The sequence below is a fragment of the Mycobacterium sp. NGS63 genome (genome assembly GCF_059812295.1).
On the sequence record NZ_JCALCJ010000013.1, the window covers coordinates 50,589 to 67,225 of the forward strand.

Consider the following 16,637-nt stretch of genomic DNA (forward strand, 5'->3'; position numbering starts at 1 on the left):
CGGCTCGTCCTCCGGGAGGAGAAGTCCATGTCGTTTCTGACCACACGGCCCGAGGCGCTGGCGGCCGCGGCCGCCGCGCTGCAAGCCCTCGGCTCGTCGATGGCCGCCCAGAACGCGGCGGCCGCCGCCCCCACCACGAGCGTGGCCCCCGCGGCCGCCGACCCGGTGTCGGCGCTGCAGGCCACGCTTTTCTCCGCATACGGCACCTGGTACCAGGGCGTCAGCGCCCAGGCCAGCGCGGTCCACCAGATGCTCGTCAACACCCTCGGGACCAACGCCGGTTCGTACGGGGCGACCGAGTCCGCCAACCAAGCCACCACCGGCGCCCAGGCGTTGCCCGGAATTCTGTCCGGCTTGAACACCAACAGCGGCGCCACCATCGGCACCCCCCTCGGCTGGGGGCAGAACTTCGGCGCCGCCGCGTCCGACCTGGTCCAGATTCCGCCGCCCGAAACGCCCCCGGAGGCCGCCCCCGGCGCGGCGGGCCTGACCGCCGCCGCGGTCGCGCCAACCCCAAGCGGCCCAACGGGTTTCGCTGCGGCGCCGATACTTGCGGCGTCGGGCAGGGCGCCGGCCGTCGGCGGGTTGTCGGTGCCGCCGAGTTGGGCCGCGGGCGGCGCCGGATCGGCCGGTCCCACGCCCGCGACGTTAACGGGCGCCGGCTGGACCGCCCCGGCGCCCGAGGCCACGCGGGTGACGGCGCTGCCGGCCGGCGTGCCGGCGGTGGCCTCGGCCCAGCGCGGCGGGCTCGGGCTGGGCGCGCCGCGCTACGGCGCCAAGCCGACCGTGATGCCCAAGCCCACAGTCACCTAACCAGTCACGAACTAGGAGCTACGGACATGACCTTTGATTTCGGCGCACTTCCCCCGGAGATCAACTCCCTGCGCATGTACACCGGCCCCGGGGCGGGGCCGATGATGGCCGCCGCGGCGGCGTGGAACAACCTCGCCGACGAGTTGAGCACGACCGCCGCCGGGAGCCAGTCGGCGATCGCCCAGCTGGCCGACGACGAATGGATCGGTCCGTCGTCGGCGGCCATGGTCACCGCGGCCACGCCCTACGTGGCGTGGATGCACACCACCGCGGGGCAGCTTCAGCACGCGGCCACCCAGGCCATGGCGTCGGCCGCGGCGTACCAGGCGGCCTTCGCGATGACCGTGCCCCCGCCGGTCGTCGCGGCCAACCGGGCGCAGCTGGCCGCGCTCGTCGCGACCAACATTCTCGGCCAGAACACGCCGGCGATCGCGGCCACCGAGGCGCACTACGGCGAAATGTGGGCCCAGGACGCGGCCGCCATGTATGGCTACGCCGCCTCCTCGGCCAGCGCCGGGACGCTCGAGCCGTTGATGCCGCCGGCGCCGGCGACGAATCCCGGCGGGCTGGGCGCACAAGCCGCGGCGGTGTCGCACGCCGCCGCAAGCAGCGCGCAGACCGCCGGACTGAGCGGGGTGGTGTCCAACGTGCCCAACGCGGTGCAGGCCCTCGCCACGCCCGCGCAGGTGACGTCGCCGTTCGGCGCCCTGGACGAGATCTTCAACAACAACCTGGTGATCAACGTCGGGCAATCGGCCGCCGACGTGGTGTCGTGGAACATGTTCGCCGGCATCGCCCGGCAGATCCTGATCCAAAACGCCGCTGCCGCAACGGCTCCCATCGCCGGAGCGGGATCGGTGGGAGCCCTGGCAAGCGCGGGCGCGTCGGTGGCGCCGGCGGGTTTCGGCGGGGCGCCGGTGCTGGCGGGGATGGGCACGGCGTCGTCGCTCGGCAAGTTGTCGGTGCCCGCGGGCTGGTCCACGGCCGCGCCGGCCGAGGCCGGTGCCACCACACTGGCGGGCTGGACCGCGCCGGCGGAGGAAACGGCGGTGACACCCCTGCCGGCCGGGATGCCCGCGGTCGCCACCGCCGGACGGACGGCCTACACAATGGGACCGCGCTACGGCGTGCAGCCCAAGGTGATGCCCACCCAGGTGTTCGTCTGACAACCACGCAAACATGCGACGGCACAACGCCGCTCGCGGGAAGGCGCATTTTCAGATCCGCGACCCGTTCCGCCCATAGAGTGGCAAAAGGTGAGCGTCCTCGTTTGACGTGGAGGGGAAGGGCACTCGGGGATGAGTTTCTTGGTGTTGCCGCCGGAGATCAATTCGATGCTGATGTACGCCGGCGCGGGCTCGCAACCGATGCTGGCGGCCGCGGCGGCGTGGGACGGCCTGGCCAACGAGTTGAGTATTGCGGCGCAATCGTTTTCGTCGGTCACCTCCGGGCTGGCCGCCCAGGGCTGGCAGGGACCGGCGTCGGCGACCATGCTCTCGACGGCGGCGCAATACAGCGGGGTGCTCGGAACGGCCGCCGCACAGGCCCAATCCGCGGCCACGCAAGCCCAAACCATCGCGGGCGCTTTCGAATCCGCGATCGCCGCGACGGTGCATCCCGCCCTGGTGGCCGTCAACCGCAATCAGCTGGTGCAGCTGGTGGTCTCGAATCTGTTCGGGCAGAACGCACCCGCGATCGCCGCCGCGGAATCCGAGTACGAGCAGATGTGGGCCACCGACGTCGCCGCCATGGTCGGCTACCACGGCGGCGTTGCGCAGGCGGCGGCACAACTGTCGTCCTGGTCGGCCGCGCTGCAGGGCGCGCCGGCCCAGGTGTCCGGCGCGGTCGCCGCGAGTCCCGTGGGCGCGGTGCTGAGCTCGTTGCGCCCGGCGGCCGGCGCCAACCCGGCCGCGGGCCTGCTCGCCGAGGTCCAGCAGGCCGTCGTGAACGTGGTGAACGAACCGTCCGAGCTGTTGTTCGGCCGCCCGCTGATCGGCGCCGTCGCCCCGGCCGTCACCGCCACCACCGGCCAGCCCGGGACCGTCCCGATCACCATGGTCGGCGGCGCCGAGCCGGTGGTCGGCGTCGCCGTCGGCAGCGGACCGACGGTTCCCGTCCTGGTGGACACCGGATCCACCGGTCTCGTCGTTCCGCTGGGCGACGTCGGGGGGATCTTCGGGCTGTTCAACCTCGGCCTGCCCACCGGATTCGGTGTCAGCGGCTACAGCGGGGGATTGAACTACCTCTACGCCACGTTCAATGCGCCGGTGAACTTCGGCAACGGGCTCGTCACCGCGCGCACCCCGGTGGACGTCGAGCTCTTCGCCTGGCCCACGTCGCTGCAGTCCGCCCTGTCGCACGGTTTTACGTGGGAGTCGTATTTCGCCCCGGACGGCGTGACGGGCGTGCTGGGCGTGGGCCCGAACGCGGGCGGCCCGGGCCCCAGCATCCCGAATCAGGCGTTGCCGGCGCCCTACAACCAGGGCCTGCTGATCAACGAAACCGCGGCCAACCCCTATCTGCAGTTCGGTCCGGCACCGGCGAACCTGTCGCCGATCGCCACGCTCAACGGATCGCCGATCACCACCCTGGAGATCAGCACCGGGCCGCTGGGATTCTTGGGCCCCCAGTACTCGGTCAACTCGGTCGTCGATTCCGGCGGCGTATCGGGCACCATCCCGCCGGGCCTGAACGTGCAACCCGGGACGGCGGTGTACGTCTGGGCGCCCAACGGCCAGCTGCTGTACTCCTACACCTACGGCCTGACGTATTCGCCGACGCCGTCGCCGTACATCATGAACACCGGGGCGCTGCCGTTCCTCGAGCACCCGATCTACCTCGACTACGGCGCCAACACCACGACCTTCTACGCCGCCTGAGCCGCCCCTTCGCATAGCCCGCCGGTATCGCTACCGTTGACGTGTGCGCCGTTACCGCGTTGCCGCGTCATGTGCCACCCCGCTTGTGCTGGCGGCGATCGTGTTCGCGCCCGTGTGTTCCAGCGCCCCCGACGGCGCGCAGCCCCGCCTGGCCTCCGACCCCGCGCAGCTGGCCGACGACCTCGTCGCCGACGAGCACGCGCTGCGCGACCCGTCGACGGGGGAGGCGGGGCTGGAGGCCGCGGCGCATCGCCAGCAGGCGGCCTATCGCGCGATCGGCCGCCACCCCGACTGGGACGCGACCACGCGGCCGCGCATCCCGCCGTCGCTGATCGACGTCTACGACCGCAACGTCGACGCCCGCCGGCAGCTCACCGCGATGACGCCCACGCGAGACACGTTGCCCGCGTGGCGCATCGAGCCGCCGGCCCCCGCCGACCAGCTGCTCGGGTACTACCACCAGGCCGAGGCCGAATCCGGGGTCGGCTGGAACTACCTGGCCGCGATCAACCTCGTCGAAACCCGCCTGGGCAGCATCCATGGCGTGAGTACCGCTGGCGCGCAGGGGCCCATGCAGTTCCTGCCCGCGACGTTCGCCGGCTACGGACAGGGCGGCGACATCGACTCGCCGCACGACAGCATCATGGCCGCGGGCCGCTACCTGGCCGCCAATGGCTTTGCCGGCGACCACGATCAAGCCATCTACCGCTACAACCACGCGAACGAATACGTGCGCGCGGTCGACGACTACGCGGCGCTGATCGCCGCCGATCCCGCCACGTTCGCCGCGTTTTACCGGTGGGACGTCTACTGCCACACGACCGCCGGCGACGTGCTGCTGCCCATCGGCTACGCCGCGACGTCACCGATCCCGGTCTCGGAGTACGTGGCCGCCCACCCGCAGTAGCGCTACGCCCGAGTTCTGTTGTGCTTGGCGGCGTAGAGATCGGCGTCGGCGGCCGCATACAGCGCGGCGATGTCGGCGCCTTCACCGCCCGCCGCCGCCATGCCCACGCTGGTGCCCGGGGTCTGTAGCCGCACGGTCGCGACGAACCGCTCGGCCGCGCCCGGCGCCCCGCCCGCGCGCTCGGCGATGCACACCGCGAATTCGTCGCCGCCGAGCCGGGCCAGAACGGCGTTGGCGGGGGCCAGTTTTCGCCACACGCCCGCGCGGGCGATCAGGTGCTCGTCCCCGGCGACGTGGCCGTCGGTGTCGTTGATCCGCTTGAAGTTGTCGATGTCGAGCGCGATGACGGTCACCGTCGCCGCCGCCGAACGCGACCGCGCCAGCAGGTCGGCGGTGGCGATTTCCCAGCCGGCCCGGTTGAGCAGCCCGGTGAGCGGATCGGTGCACGCCGCCGCGACGAGGCTTCGCGTCACCAGCCCGAACGACTCGGCGGCCCCGACGATCGCGATCACGAAGATGAGGTAGTCGATGTACAGCTTGGGCAGGGGCGCAACCGCAAGCGCGGCAACGGATGCCACGGTGAGGACGCCGACCAGCAGCGTGCCGCGGCGCGCCGAGTAGAAGGCACGCAAATACATCGCGAGGAACATCGGCGCGATCAGGCAGGCGAACTCGGCGGTGATCGCCACATGGAAGGCCATCACGATCGGCGTCGCCGCGATCGCCGCGGCGGTGGCCGGCCCCGGCTTGTCGGGACGCACGGCCAGCCACACCAGCGCCGCGCAGCCCAGGGCGATCGCGACGATTCCTCCGGCCGTGTTCCCCTTGGCCAGCCCGTGGCGGATCGGGATCAGGGTGAACACGACGCCGTAGGTGTACAGGAATGTGGTGGCGCCCAGGTAGATCCGCAGCAGGCGGACCTGATGTTTGCCGTAGAAGCCGCTTCCCGAGTCGGCGCGCAGCCGCAATCGTGGGCGGCGAGCGGCCCCGCGGGCCCCGGGGCCCGCGATACGAAGACCCATCCCGTCACTCTCCGGTCACACGTCGCGATTTGCCTGAACCGTAGTGGATGGCGTCGACGGGCGCGCCGGATGTTGGCGGATTGCAAAGGAACGGGACGGATTTTGTCCGTCCCACTTCACCATATTACGCACCCGGGGGCTTGCGGCAAGACCGGGGTCATGCCGCAAAATCGCTGGCCGGGACCGGAACCGGCGCGAACGGGGGAGTTGCGGGATGAGGGTGAAACCGATGGCCGAGCACGCGGTGGTGATCGCCGGGGCCGGGCCTACGGGGCTGATGCTGGCCGGCGAGCTGGCGTTGGCGGGGGCCGACGTCGCGGTCGTCGAGCGGCGCGCCGACCAGGAGCTGATCGGCGCGCGGGCCGGCGGGTTGCACGCGCGCACCCTCGAGGTGCTCGATCAGCGCGGCATCGCCGACCGCTTCCTCGCCCAAGGCGAGGTGGCGCAGGTCGCCGGGTTTTCCCAGATCCGGTTGGACATCAGCGACTTTCCCACCCCGCACCCCTATGGCCTCGCGCTGTGGCAGGTCCACATCGAGCGCATCCTGGCCGGCTGGGTCGACGAGCTGGGCGTGCCGATCTACCGCGAACGCGAGGTGACCGGCGTCGCCCAGGACGACACCGGCGTCGGCGTCGAGCTGGCCGACGGACGGTTCGTGCGGGCGCGGTACGTCGTCGGGTGCGACGGGGGACGCAGCGCCGTCCGCAAGGCCGCCGGCATCGACTTCCCCGGGTGGGATCCGACCATGAGCTACCTGCTCGCCGAGGCCGAGATCGCCGTCGCACCCGGACAAACCCCGCAATGGGGCATCCGCCACGACGCCCTCGGCGTCCATTCGCTCAGCGCGGTGGGCGACGGGGGACCGGTGCGGGTGATGGTGACCGAGCGCCAGGTGCGGTCCGCCGGCGAGCCCACGCTGGCCGAGCTGAGCGGGGCCCTGGTCGCGGTGTACGGGACGGACTACGGAATCCACAGTCCCGCTTGGGTTTCCAGGTTCACCGACGCGTCGCGGCAGGCCGCGACGTATCGCAAAGGGCGCGTCCTGCTCGCCGGCGACGCCGCCCACGTGCATCACCCGGTGGGCGGGCAGGGCCTCAACACCGGCGTGCAGGACGCGGTGAACCTCGGCTGGAAGCTGGCCCAGGTGGTGCGCGGAACGGCGCCGGAAAGCCTGCTGGACACCTACCACGCCGAGCGGCACCCGATCGGCGCGCGGGTGCTGCGCAACACCATGGCGCAGATGGCGCTGCTGCGCCCCGACGACCGGCTAAAAGCGTTGCGCGAGTGCGTGTCCGAGCTGCTCGGCATGGACGAGCCCCGGCGGCGGTTCGGCGCGATGATGTCCGGCCTGGACATCCGCTACGACCTCGGCGACGGGCACCCGCTGCTCGGGCGCCGCATGCCCGACCTGAAACTCGACACCGCGCGCGGCCCGACCCGGCTGTTCACCCTGCTACACGGCGCCCGCCCCGTGCTGCTCAACCTCGGCGCGCCCCTGGACATCGGGCCCTGGGCGGGCCGGGTCAGGTCCGTCGACGCGAAATGCTCTGGCGCATGGGAACTTCCGGCCCTCGGCGCGGTGCCCGCCCCGGCCGCGGTGCTGATCCGCCCCGACGGGCACGTCGCCTGGGTGGGCGACGGCTCCGACGCCGGGCCCGCCGACGCGCTCACCACCTGGTTCGGGCCACCCGGCTAGTCCGGCGGCTCCTCCTCCGAGCCGCGCGTCGCGGTGTTTTCCCGTTCGCTGGGTTTGCCGGGAACGTCCTCGGCTTCGCGCTCGTTGGCGACCTTCTCGCCGAGCCGGTCGACGATGTTCTCCAGCTCCTCGGTATGGCTGACGGGGTCTCGGTCGGGATCTGTCACCGCTATTCCATACCCCGCAACAGGGGGCTGCACACACGCGCCGGCGGTGGAAGTATCGAGAGAGTGGCCACCAAGAAACCGCAAACGATCTCCTACCCGGCGCCGGGCGCGCGCCCGCACCGCCACGACTCCGTCCCCCTGGATCCCCACGTCATCGTCCTGTTCGGCGCGACCGGCGACCTGGCCAAACGCAAGCTGCTACCCGGCCTGGCCTACCTGAACCAGTCCGACCTGGCGCCCGACATCCAGATCGTCGCCACCTCGCTCGAGGACTTCAGCAACGACGAATTCCGCGAGCGCGCCAAGGAGGCGCTCGACTCGTTCGGCGCGCACAAGCTCACCCCCGAGCAGTGGGCCGACTTCGCCAAGAACATCTGCTACGTGCCGCAGGGCGCCGGGCCCGAGGCGCTGGCCGAGGCCGTCGCCGAGGCCGAGAGCAACCTGGGCCCCGACGTGCGCCGCCTGCACTACCTGTCGGTGCCCCCCAAGGCGGCCCGCGACGTGATCACCATGTTGCGCGACGCGAAACTCGTCGAACGCTCCCGGGTGGTGATGGAAAAGCCGTTCGGCACCGACCTGGACAGCGCGGTGTCGCTCAACGACTTCCTGCACGAGACGTTCGAGGAATCCCAGATCTTTCGCATCGACCACTTCCTGGGCAAGGAGGCGGCCCAGAACATCCTGGCGTTCCGCTTCGCCAACGGGCTGTTCGAGCCGATCTGGAACCGCAACTTCATCGACCACATCCAGATCGACATCCCCGAGGCCCTCGGCCTGGACCAGCGGGCCAACTTCTACGAGAGCACCGGCGCGTACAAGGACATGGTCGTCACCCACCTGTTCCAGGTGATGGCGTTCGTGGTGATGGAGCCGCCCACCGCGCTGGAGCCGCGCGCCATCAGCGAGGAGAAGAACAAGGTCTTCCGGTCGATGCTGCCGGTCGACCCGTCGAACGTGGTGCGCGGCCAGTACAACGGCTATCGCGAAGAGGACGGGGTTGCAAGGGATTCCGATACCGAGACGTTCATCGCGCTGAAGGTTGGCATCGACAACTGGCGCTGGGCTGGCGTGCCGATCTACCTGCGCACCGGCAAGAAGATGGCCGAGGGCATCCGCATCGTGTCGATCGCCTTCAAGGAGGCGCCGCGCACGATGTTCCCGCCCGGGTCGGGGGTGGGGACCCAGGGCCCCGACCACCTCACGTTCGACCTCGCCGACAATTCGAAGGTGTCGCTGTCCTTCTACGGCAAGCGGCCGGGGCCCGGCATGAAGCTGGACAAGCTGTCCATGCAGTTTTCCTCGACGGAGATCGACACCGTCGTCGACGTGCTGGAGGCCTACGAGCGGCTCATCCTGGACGCGATGCGCGGCGATCACACGCTGTTCAACACCGCCGAGGGCATCGAGTCGCTGTGGGAGCGCTCCGAGGATCTGCTCAACGACCCGCCGCCGGCGAAGATGTACCAGCCCGGCACCTGGGGCCCGAACGCCATTCACCAACTGATCGCGCCCAATGCGTGGCGGTTGCCCTTCGAACGGGAATGGCGCGAGGCCAAAGGCTAGCTCAGCCAGGCGCGCAGCCTGTCGTAGATGGCGGCGTGGTTGAGCAGATCGAAGTGGTGCAGGCCGGTCAGCGTCAGCCCGTGGTCGGGCTCGAACGGCACCCGCCGGGACTTGCCCACCCCGGACGCGCTCGCCGAGCGCACCAGGCGGTCGCCGAGGATGCCGCCGACCGCGCGCGGTCCCGCGGTGGTGGCAACGAAGTGGTAGACGGCGCCGGGCAGGAACGGCACCTCGTGGCAGCGGTCGCGCAGGAACTCGTCGGGGTCGCATTCGCTCCAGTCCTCGTCGAGCAGCGCGCCGTAGCGCAGGTCCTTGGTGCCGGAGCTGCGCGCGTTGAGAAACCAAGCCAGGCCTTCGGTTTCGGGCAGCCGGGCCAGCGCCCAGGATGCGGCGTTGACGCCCTTCTCCAGGTCGGCGCCCAGATGCGGGGAGCCCAGGCAGACGACGTGCCGAACGGCGTCGGGCCAGCCGTGCCGGTGTTCGACGCCGTAGTGGCAGGCGCTGCGCGCCACCAGGCCGCCCATCGAATGACCGATCAGCGCGATCTCCTCGACGGGGACCGGCCACAGCCCCTGCAACGCCTCGATCAGCCCGGCCAGGGACTTGCCGTTGTCGGAGATGTGTAGGCCCGTGTTGTAGCGCAGGTAGACCGGGGTGAACCCGAGGTCGTCGTGCAGGCGCGCGCCGTAGGGGCCCACGCTGTCGCCGTCGCGCGGCGGCCGCCACCACGACCTTTCGGTCATGCACCAGCCGTGCACGAACACCACGACCCGGCCGGTGGCTTGCGGAAAGGCCGCCGCGATCGCGTCGGCGTCCAGTGCCACCGCCCTGCCGTGGCGGCGCACCTGCATCGTCAGCGCGAAGCCGTTGCGGCGTTCAGTGAGTTCGTCGCCGTAGATGCCGTTGAGCGCGGCGATGACGCCCGCGACCGTGGGATTGGCCTCGACGCTGTCGCCGTCGTCGTCCCCGCGGGTTTCGGCGGCCAGCGCACCGGCGCCGCGCAACGCCCCGCGCAGCGCGCGGTCGACGGCGTAGTAGGTCGCCGCGGCCGTCGTGTTGTGGACGACCTCCACGGGTTTGGCGACCGGGCCCACGGCGTCGAACACCCGGCGCGCGATGCCGCTGTGCGTGTCGCGCACCAGGGTGGTGAGCACGCGGGTGCCCTCACCCGCGAGGTCGGCCAGTGATCGGATTTCCTGTCGCTGCATGAGCGCCTCCTCCCTGCTTCGACCCAGGGTTCCCACTCGGGCCGGCGATGTACCAACCTCGAGCGCGCGGCCAGCCGCACGTTCGGCGTCGAATGTGCGGCCAGCCGCACGTTCGGCGTCGGCCGTAGGCTCATCCGGTGGCACCCACCCTGCGCCCCCGCCGATCCGCCCTTTACCTCCCCGGCAACAAGCAACGGGCGCTGGAGAAGGGCAAGACGCTGCCGGCGGACCTGTTGATCTTCGACCTCGAGGACGCCGTCGGCCCTGACGCCAAACCCGACTCGAGGGCGCGGGTGTGCGACGCAATCGCGTCGAAAAGCTACCGGCCCCGCGAGGTCGTGGTGCGCGTCAACGGCCTGGACACCGACTGGCACGACGACGACCTGGCCGCCGTCGCCGCATCGGCGGCCGACGGGGTGCTCGTGCCCAAGGTCGAGACGGGCGAGCAGGTGCAAAAGCTGGCCGCGGCACTCGACCGACTCGGCGCGCCGAACAAGATGCAGCTGTGGGTGATGATCGAAACGCCCCGGGCCTTCCTGCGGGCCGAGGAGGTCGCCACGGGAAGCGAACGGCTGGCCGGGCTGGTGGTCGGCACCAACGATCTGGTCAACGAGCTGCACGGGCTGCACGTGCCCGGGCGCGCGCCGGCGCTGACGGCGTTGTCGCTGGCCGTGCTGGGGGCGCGGGCAGCCGGCAAGGTCGTCCTGGACGGCGTGTTCAACGACATCACCGACGAAGATGGCTTCCGGGCCGAGGCCCGGCAGGGCCGCGAGATGGGGTTCGACGGCAAGACGCTGATCCACCCGTCCCAGATCGCGCCCGCCAACGACCTGTTCGGTCCCTCGGACGACGAACTCGCCGACGCCCGCAAGATCGTCGCGGCCTACGAGGAGGCCCAAGAAGCGGGCACGAGCGTCATCACGGTCGACGGCCGGATGATCGAGAGCCTGCACGTGCGCGATGCCCAGCGGATCCTCGCGCTCGCCGACCTCATCGCGGAGATGGGCTCCTAGCCGCCGTTGCGGTCGATCCACCCGGTGAGCGCGTCCGCGAGCGCGGCGTCGACGCGCACCCCGGCGGCCTCGGCGGCGCGCTCGAATCGCTCGGCCAACTCCGTCGGCACCAAGGCGTCCACCCGGCTGTGGGTGGGTTTCGGCTTGGCCGGCCGTTCCGGCGGCGATGCGGGCACGTGCTTCGCGGCGGTGGCCTCCATGGTGTCGCGCAGCGCGGGAATCTCGTCGAGCAAGCGGGCCAGGTCGTCGCGCTCGATGCGCAGCACCTCGGACGGCCCGGTGGTCGTCACCGTCGCCGAGCGCAATTTCCCACGGCGAAGGGCGGATTCGCCGATCACCTCGCCCGGCCCCAGCAGGGCGACGCGGTCCTGGCCGACGTACACCCCGACCTCCCCGCTCAGCAGGATGTAACAGGAGTCCGACGGCGTCTGCTCCTGGATCAGCGGCCAGGGCTTGGATCTGGCGATGCGATGGGCCGCCCCCACGAGCCGCTGCAGCTCACCGTCGGAGAACTTGTTGAAGGTGGTGAGCTCCCGCAGCCGGCGCAGGTCTTGCTCCTCATGTCCATCCGCATCCACCTTCATGGCGGGCTCCTATCGCGCGGTGTGACCCGGGTCACGAGGAGCGTAACCCCATTTGCCGCGGCAAACGGAGGAATTTCGAAGGGGGTAGGTTGAACGCGAATCCTCCACGACCGTGAAGGGAGACACCGTGCGCCAGACCGCGGCCATGGCTGAGGCCGACCGCGTGTGGATGATCGATACGCTGCTCGCGCTGCTGCAGACCCCCAGCCCGGCGGGACGCACCGACGCGGTGATGCAGTTGATCGGCGACATCTTCGACGACTTTGGCGTGCCGTTCACCCTGACCCGCCGCGGGGCGCTGACCGCCGAGCTGCCGGGGGAGTCGCCGACCACCGACCGGGCGCTGGCCGTGCACGCGGACACCATCGGCTGCATGGTGCGCACCCTCAAGGACAACGGCCGCCTGGAGCTGATCCCGGTGGGCACGTTCTCGGCGCGGTTCGCCACCGGCGCGCGGGTGCGGATCTTCAGCGACGACCCTGACGAGTTCATCACCGGCACGGTGTTGCCGCTCAAGGCCAGCGGGCACCGGTTCGGCGACGAGATCGACACCCAGCCCACCGACTGGGAGCACGTCGAGGTCCGCCTGGACCGCAAGGTGTCCTCGCGCGAGGACCTGGTCCGTCTCGGCCTGAACGTCGGTGACTTCGTGGCGTTGATCGCCAGCCCGGAGCTCACTGCCGACGGCTTCATCGTCTCGCGACACCTCGACGGGAAGGCCGGGGTCGCGATCGCGCTCGCGCTGGCCAAGAGCCTCACGGAGAACAAGGTGGTGCTGCCGCACCGCACGATGATCATGGTCACGATCACCGAGGAGGTCGGCCACGGCGCCAGCCACGGCCTGCCCGCCGACGTCGCGGAGTTGATCTCGGTGGACAACGCGGTGTGCGCGCCCGGCCAGCACTCCATCGAGGACGGCGTGACCATCCCGATGGCCGACATGCACGGCCCCTTCGACTACCACCTGACCCGCAAGCTGTGCCGGCTGGCCGAGGAGCGGGCCATCCCGTTCGCGCGCGACGTGTTCCGCTACTACCGCTCCGACGCCGCCGCCGCGATCGAGGCGGGCGCCGAAACCCGGGCCGCGCTGGTCGGCTTCGGGGTCGACGGCAGCCACGGTTGGGAGCGCACCCACATCGCCTCCCTGGAGGCGGCGTACTGCCTGCTGCACGCCTGGCTGTTGACGCCGCTGACGTTCGCCCAATGGGACGCCAAGCCGTCGGGCAAGCTGCGCGACTTCCCGTCGTCGAAGCAGCCCGCGCCGACCGAGCAGTGGGTGCCGCTGGCGCGCGGCGAACACGAAAGCCCCGGAGAGGCGTCTCCGGGCACGCACTGGCCGCCGTCGGCGGGCCCGCAATCCTGAAGCGGCGCTGACGCTTTCGCTAAGCCCTGTTTCGCGGGCGCTGAGTGTGAACTCACGGCTTTGGCCGTGAGCGCAGGGCGGGGTTTCGGCGATTCCGCCGCCCTGGCTTCACCGCCAAAGCCGTTGTTTCACACTCAATATCCAACCGACGGTCTTTACGCCACCCGCCCGAACGGATAGCGTGACGGCCGAGGATTAAATCAACCAGTTTATTTATTCAAATGCGTTTCCAATAACAAGCAAAGGAACCGACATGCCCCAGGCCGTGGCGACCAATGACACCGAACAGCTGGTGCTCGACTTCCTTCACGCCGCCTACGGCGAACACATGGACGTCGAGGCCATGACCGCGCTGATGGCCGAGGACTTTGCCTGGCAGCTGCACGTCCCGCTGTCGCCGGTGGTCGTCGGGCGCGACGCGGCGCGCGCCGAGCTGGAAAAGCACAACAGCCTTTCGACCGGAATGATCGACGGGAGCGAGATCCGCACGATCGTCTCGAGCGGGGGCACGGTGGTGGTCGAGCGGGTCGACGTCAATGCCATGAACGGCGTCGCGGTCACGTTTTACGTCACGGCCATCTTCGAGGTGCGCGACGGCGCGATCACCCACTGGCGCGAATATTGGGACACCAGCCACGTCGCCAAGCAGCTCGGCATCGACCCGGCGCACATGTTCGACGCGCTCACCGCGTAAGGCATCCAATATCTAAACGATTCCTAAGAAGGCTCTTACTATCTTCTTACTCATCGTGTAGCGTCGCCTGTCATGGCTCGTCGGGCGATCGCAGGCGCGGTATGAAGCCATTCGATGTGGTGATCGTCGGCGCGCGGTGCGCCGGCTCGCCGCTGGCGGCGACGCTCGCGCGCCGGGGCATGAGCGTGTGCCTCGTCGATCGGGCGCAGTTCCCGTCGGAGACGCCGTCGACGCACATCATCCAGCCGTCCGGGGTGCAGCTGCTGGACCGGCTTGGCGTGCGCGACGCGGTCTTGGCCGCGGGCGCGGTTCCGCTCAATCGCATGACGCTGGTGATCGACGACGCCGTCCGCATCGAAGCGACCGTCGATCCCGCGGACGCGATCCAGCCGAGCCTGTGCGTTCGGCGGGTGACGCTGGACGCGTTGCTCGTCGACGCGGCGGCCGCGGCGGGCGCCGACGTCCGCACCGGTTTGCGGGTCACGGGCCTGATCTCCGAGGACGGTCGCGTCACCGGGGTGGACACGGCCGCCGGCCGCATCGAGGGTCGGTTGGTGGTCGGCGCGGACGGCCGCCATTCGACGGTCGCCACCCTGGTCGGTGCGCGGGAGTATCACGTCGCGACGCCCGGAAAGATGTTCGCCTGGGGCTATTTCGAGCACGTGCACGATCGCGAGGGCCACGCGCGGCTGGGCCGCCGGGGAGACTTGGGCTTTCTCGCCGGGCCGACCGACGGTGAGCTCTACATGGCCGCCATCGCCATCGACATGGCGAAACAGGCCGAGTTCCATGCCAATCGCGACGCCAACTTCTCCGCGGGCCTGCGGTCCTGGCCCGAGCTGGCCGAGGTGATCGGGGACGGGCGACGCGTCGGCCCCATCCGGGTGCTGACGAACTGGCACGGGTACTTCCGGGAGGCCGCCGGCCCGGGCTGGGTCCTGGCCGGCGACGCCGGGCACTTTAAGGATCCGGCGCCGGGCCAGGGCATCAGCGACGCGTTCCGCCAGGCCGATTCGCTGGCCCGTGCCATCGAGGAGGGATTGGGCGACGCCGGCCCCGACGAGGCCATGCGGCGCTGGTGGCACTGGCGCGACGACGATGCCTACGAAATGCATTGGTTCGCAGCGAATTTCGGCGCTTCCGGCGCGGCGACGCCGTTCAATACGCGCTTGATGAAGGACCTCGCGGCCGATCCCAAGGCCACCCAGATGCTGTTCGGCGTGCTCAACCACATGATCCGCCCGTCGCAGCTGTTCACCAACCGCAGGGTCGCCCGGTCCGCGGCGCGCGCGCTGCGCGACAGGCCGGACCGCGCGATCGCCACGCTCAGGGAGGTCGTCAGCGCCGGCAGGGCGAACGCGCGCCGTTCCAGGTTCGTTGCGAAATGACGGCCTTAGCCGTCGAGACTGCGCTCAGCGCGTGCATTTGTGGACGAACCGCGATCTGCGCGCAGGCTCGACACAGCCGCCGCCCGGCCGCGACGGGCCCCTAGCCCGTGACGGATCGCTCTAGGGCCGCAAGCGATTCGGCCAGATAGCCCTCCGGGAAGGTGGGCATCCCGCCGACCCGGTCGCGAAAGTCCTGCGGCGTGGCGCTCCAGTCGTAGGTGAGGGTGACGTCGGTGCGGTCGCCATTCGGGACGAGGTCGTAGCGCCAGGACCAGCCGCCGGGGCTGTGATTGCCGGCGTCGTCGAGCACGCCCGGCATCCACCCGATCGCGCGATCCTGGTCGAAGGCGTTGACCAGGTTGTAGGTGACGTAGTCGCCGCCGGCCTGGGTCAGGTACATGTTCATCGCGAAGATCTGCCCGGCGCCCGTGATCGGTGCGGTGTCCACCGCGTCGCGGACCCAGTCGGTGGGCTCGGTGTTCTGATGGCGCGACGGGTCGGCGAGGACGGCGAAGATCTCGTCGGCACCGGCGGTGATGGTGCGGGTGGCGACGTAGCGTTCGGCGGTCATGCGTTCTCCTTCGATCCGTAGGCGGCCGCGATGTCGGGGGAGTCGAGCCAGCCCGAGTAGGTCGGCCGCGACGGCCAGCCGTCGGGCGAGTCCAGCCATTCCTCCTGCCGGCCCCGGGGCAGGATGTCGATCAGCCCGAACGAATGGCTGAGCTGCTCGGTGCCGCGCCCGTTGGTATGCCACGTGCGGTACACGGTGTCGCCGTCGCGCAGGAACACGTTGACGCCGAAGCCGCCGCCGGGCGGTGCGTCCACGTCGGCACCGAACGAGCTCCCCGACGACGAGTACCACTCCATCCGATTGCCGACCTTCTCCTTGTAGGCGAGCGCCTCGTCGATCGGCCCGTTGGTGACGACGACGAAGCGGGCGTCGTAATTGTCGAGGAACTCCAGCCGGGTGAACTGCGACGTGAAGCCCGTGCACCCGCCGCACTGCCACTCCGCGCCGTCCGACCACATGTGGTGGTAGACGATCAGCTGCGAGCGGCCGCCGAACACGTCGGCCAGGCGGACGGGCCCGTCGGCGCCGACCAGCGTGTAGTCGGGCAGCTCCACCATCGGCAGGCGCCGCCGCTGGGCGGCGATGGCATCCAGCTCGTGGGTGGCGGCCTTCTCGCGCTTGCGCAGTTCGTGGAGGGCGGCGCGCCAGGTCTGGTGATCGACGACGGGCGGCAGTGCTTGTTTGTCCAAGGCCATGGCACTCACCTTTCGCTCGGTTTGTCCGTTCCAGAAGGTATGACCGCCCGCGCGCCCGGAATTCATCGGTCTCA

At 70.4% G+C, this 16,637-nt stretch carries 16 protein-coding genes; 10 read left to right on the plus strand and 6 right to left on the minus strand.

Annotated elements, in window-relative coordinates; all coding sequences use genetic code 11:
- Positions 1-27: 27 nt before the first annotated feature.
- The 4 genes from AC5Y4Z_RS25295 (at position 28) to AC5Y4Z_RS25310 (ending at position 4,599) form a co-directional block, all read left to right on the plus strand.
- On the plus strand, positions 28-813 hold the full coding sequence (locus AC5Y4Z_RS25295) for a PPE family protein, SVP subgroup (protein ID WP_499967767.1): 786 nt from the start codon (positions 28-30) through the stop codon (positions 811-813).
- 26 nt (positions 814-839) lie between these two features.
- Complete coding sequence (locus AC5Y4Z_RS25300; RefSeq protein WP_499967769.1) at positions 840-1,979, plus strand: PPE family protein; 1,140 nt, start codon at positions 840-842, stop codon at positions 1,977-1,979.
- Positions 1,980-2,111: 132 nt separating this feature from the next.
- Positions 2,112-3,692 (plus strand): PecA family PE domain-processing aspartic protease, encoded by a 1,581-nt coding sequence (locus tag AC5Y4Z_RS25305; RefSeq protein ID WP_499967771.1) that lies wholly within the window; start codon positions 2,112-2,114, stop codon positions 3,690-3,692.
- 85 nt (positions 3,693-3,777) lie between these two features.
- Positions 3,778-4,599, plus strand: a complete 822-nt coding sequence (locus tag AC5Y4Z_RS25310) for a lytic transglycosylase domain-containing protein (RefSeq protein ID WP_499967840.1) — start codon at positions 3,778-3,780, stop codon at positions 4,597-4,599.
- Between the two features lie 2 nt (positions 4,600-4,601).
- Here AC5Y4Z_RS25310 and AC5Y4Z_RS25315 read toward each other — a convergent pair whose 3' ends face one another.
- Entirely contained in the window at positions 4,602-5,567 is a 966-nt protein-coding gene (locus AC5Y4Z_RS25315) for a GGDEF domain-containing protein (protein WP_499967841.1), read from the minus strand.
- Positions 5,568-5,850: 283 nt separating this feature from the next.
- Here AC5Y4Z_RS25315 and AC5Y4Z_RS25320 point away from each other — a divergent pair, with 283 nt between their 5' ends.
- Complete coding sequence (locus tag AC5Y4Z_RS25320; RefSeq protein WP_499967773.1) at positions 5,851-7,317, plus strand: FAD-dependent monooxygenase; 1,467 nt, start codon at positions 5,851-5,853, stop codon at positions 7,315-7,317.
- Here AC5Y4Z_RS25320 and AC5Y4Z_RS25325 read toward each other — a convergent pair.
- A complete protein-coding gene (locus tag AC5Y4Z_RS25325; RefSeq protein WP_499967775.1) occupies positions 7,314-7,484 on the minus strand; it encodes a hypothetical protein in 171 nt (56 codons plus the stop codon). The genes AC5Y4Z_RS25320 and AC5Y4Z_RS25325 overlap by 4 nt on opposite strands.
- Before the next feature lie 63 nt (positions 7,485-7,547).
- On the opposite strand from AC5Y4Z_RS25325, the gene zwf reads away from it, so the two are divergent.
- Positions 7,548-9,047 (plus strand): glucose-6-phosphate dehydrogenase, encoded by a 1,500-nt coding sequence (gene zwf, locus AC5Y4Z_RS25330; protein ID WP_499967777.1) that lies wholly within the window; start codon positions 7,548-7,550, stop codon positions 9,045-9,047.
- Here zwf and AC5Y4Z_RS25335 read toward each other — a convergent pair.
- Positions 9,044-10,255 (minus strand): esterase/lipase family protein, encoded by a 1,212-nt coding sequence (locus AC5Y4Z_RS25335; RefSeq protein ID WP_499967779.1) that lies wholly within the window; start codon positions 10,253-10,255, stop codon positions 9,044-9,046. The two genes, zwf and AC5Y4Z_RS25335, sit on opposite strands and share 4 nt — an antisense overlap.
- A gap of 137 nt (positions 10,256-10,392) precedes the next feature.
- Here AC5Y4Z_RS25335 and AC5Y4Z_RS25340 point away from each other — a divergent pair, with 137 nt between their 5' ends.
- Positions 10,393-11,268: an HpcH/HpaI aldolase/citrate lyase family protein gene (locus tag AC5Y4Z_RS25340; RefSeq protein ID WP_499967780.1), complete on the plus strand. Its 876-nt coding sequence runs from the start codon at positions 10,393-10,395 to the stop codon at positions 11,266-11,268.
- Here the strand turns inward: AC5Y4Z_RS25340 and AC5Y4Z_RS25345 are convergent.
- Positions 11,265-11,852 carry a cyclic nucleotide-binding domain-containing protein gene (locus AC5Y4Z_RS25345; protein ID WP_499967781.1) on the minus strand — a complete coding sequence of 196 codons (588 nt, stop codon included), beginning with the start codon at positions 11,850-11,852 and terminating at the stop codon, positions 11,265-11,267. The genes AC5Y4Z_RS25340 and AC5Y4Z_RS25345 overlap by 4 nt on opposite strands.
- Positions 11,853-11,979: 127 nt before the next feature.
- On the opposite strand from AC5Y4Z_RS25345, the gene AC5Y4Z_RS25350 reads away from it, so the two are divergent.
- The 3 genes from AC5Y4Z_RS25350 (at position 11,980) to AC5Y4Z_RS25360 (ending at position 15,297) form a co-directional block, all read left to right on the plus strand.
- A complete protein-coding gene (locus AC5Y4Z_RS25350; RefSeq protein WP_499967842.1) occupies positions 11,980-13,215 on the plus strand; it encodes an osmoprotectant NAGGN system M42 family peptidase in 1,236 nt (411 codons plus the stop codon).
- A 253-nt stretch (positions 13,216-13,468) separates the two neighbouring features.
- Positions 13,469-13,909 (plus strand): limonene-1,2-epoxide hydrolase family protein, encoded by a 441-nt coding sequence (locus AC5Y4Z_RS25355; RefSeq protein ID WP_499967782.1) that lies wholly within the window; start codon positions 13,469-13,471, stop codon positions 13,907-13,909.
- 101 nt (positions 13,910-14,010) lie between these two features.
- Positions 14,011-15,297, plus strand: coding sequence for an FAD-dependent oxidoreductase (locus tag AC5Y4Z_RS25360; RefSeq protein WP_499967783.1), 1,287 nt, complete (start codon positions 14,011-14,013; stop codon positions 15,295-15,297).
- A gap of 100 nt (positions 15,298-15,397) precedes the next feature.
- Here the strand turns inward: AC5Y4Z_RS25360 and AC5Y4Z_RS25365 are convergent, their stop codons facing one another.
- Both AC5Y4Z_RS25365 and AC5Y4Z_RS25370 read right to left on the minus strand, forming a co-directional pair.
- The gene (locus tag AC5Y4Z_RS25365; RefSeq protein ID WP_499967784.1) at positions 15,398-15,868 is read right to left on the minus strand and encodes an SRPBCC family protein; all 471 of its coding nucleotides are present in this window, start codon (positions 15,866-15,868) and stop codon (positions 15,398-15,400) included.
- Positions 15,865-16,563 carry a DUF899 domain-containing protein gene (locus AC5Y4Z_RS25370; RefSeq protein WP_499967785.1) on the minus strand — a complete coding sequence of 233 codons (699 nt, stop codon included), beginning with the start codon at positions 16,561-16,563 and terminating at the stop codon, positions 15,865-15,867. Before AC5Y4Z_RS25370 ends, AC5Y4Z_RS25365 begins: the two co-directional genes overlap by 4 nt.
- Between the last annotated feature and the right edge of the window lie 74 nt (positions 16,564-16,637).

Bases quoted from the DNA above. Each gene is read 5' to 3' on its own strand.
- AC5Y4Z_RS25370 (WP_499967785.1), bottom strand. From the start codon at position 16,563: ATGGCCTTGGACAAACAAGCACTGCCGCCCGTCGTCGATCACCAGACC.
- AC5Y4Z_RS25365 (WP_499967784.1), bottom strand. From the start codon at position 15,868: ATGACCGCCGAACGCTACGTCGCCACCCGCACCATCACCGCCGGTGCC.
- AC5Y4Z_RS25345 (WP_499967781.1), bottom strand. From the start codon at position 11,852: ATGAAGGTGGATGCGGATGGACATGAGGAGCAAGACCTGCGCCGGCTG.
- AC5Y4Z_RS25335 (WP_499967779.1), bottom strand. From the start codon at position 10,255: ATGCAGCGACAGGAAATCCGATCACTGGCCGACCTCGCGGGTGAGGGC.
- AC5Y4Z_RS25355 (WP_499967782.1), top strand. From the start codon at position 13,469: ATGCCCCAGGCCGTGGCGACCAATGACACCGAACAGCTGGTGCTCGAC.
- AC5Y4Z_RS25320 (WP_499967773.1), top strand. From the start codon at position 5,851: ATGGCCGAGCACGCGGTGGTGATCGCCGGGGCCGGGCCTACGGGGCTG.
- AC5Y4Z_RS25295 (WP_499967767.1), top strand. From the start codon at position 28: ATGTCGTTTCTGACCACACGGCCCGAGGCGCTGGCGGCCGCGGCCGCC.
- AC5Y4Z_RS25305 (WP_499967771.1), top strand. From the start codon at position 2,112: ATGAGTTTCTTGGTGTTGCCGCCGGAGATCAATTCGATGCTGATGTAC.
- AC5Y4Z_RS25360 (WP_499967783.1), top strand. From the start codon at position 14,011: ATGAAGCCATTCGATGTGGTGATCGTCGGCGCGCGGTGCGCCGGCTCG.
- AC5Y4Z_RS25300 (WP_499967769.1), top strand. From the start codon at position 840: ATGACCTTTGATTTCGGCGCACTTCCCCCGGAGATCAACTCCCTGCGC.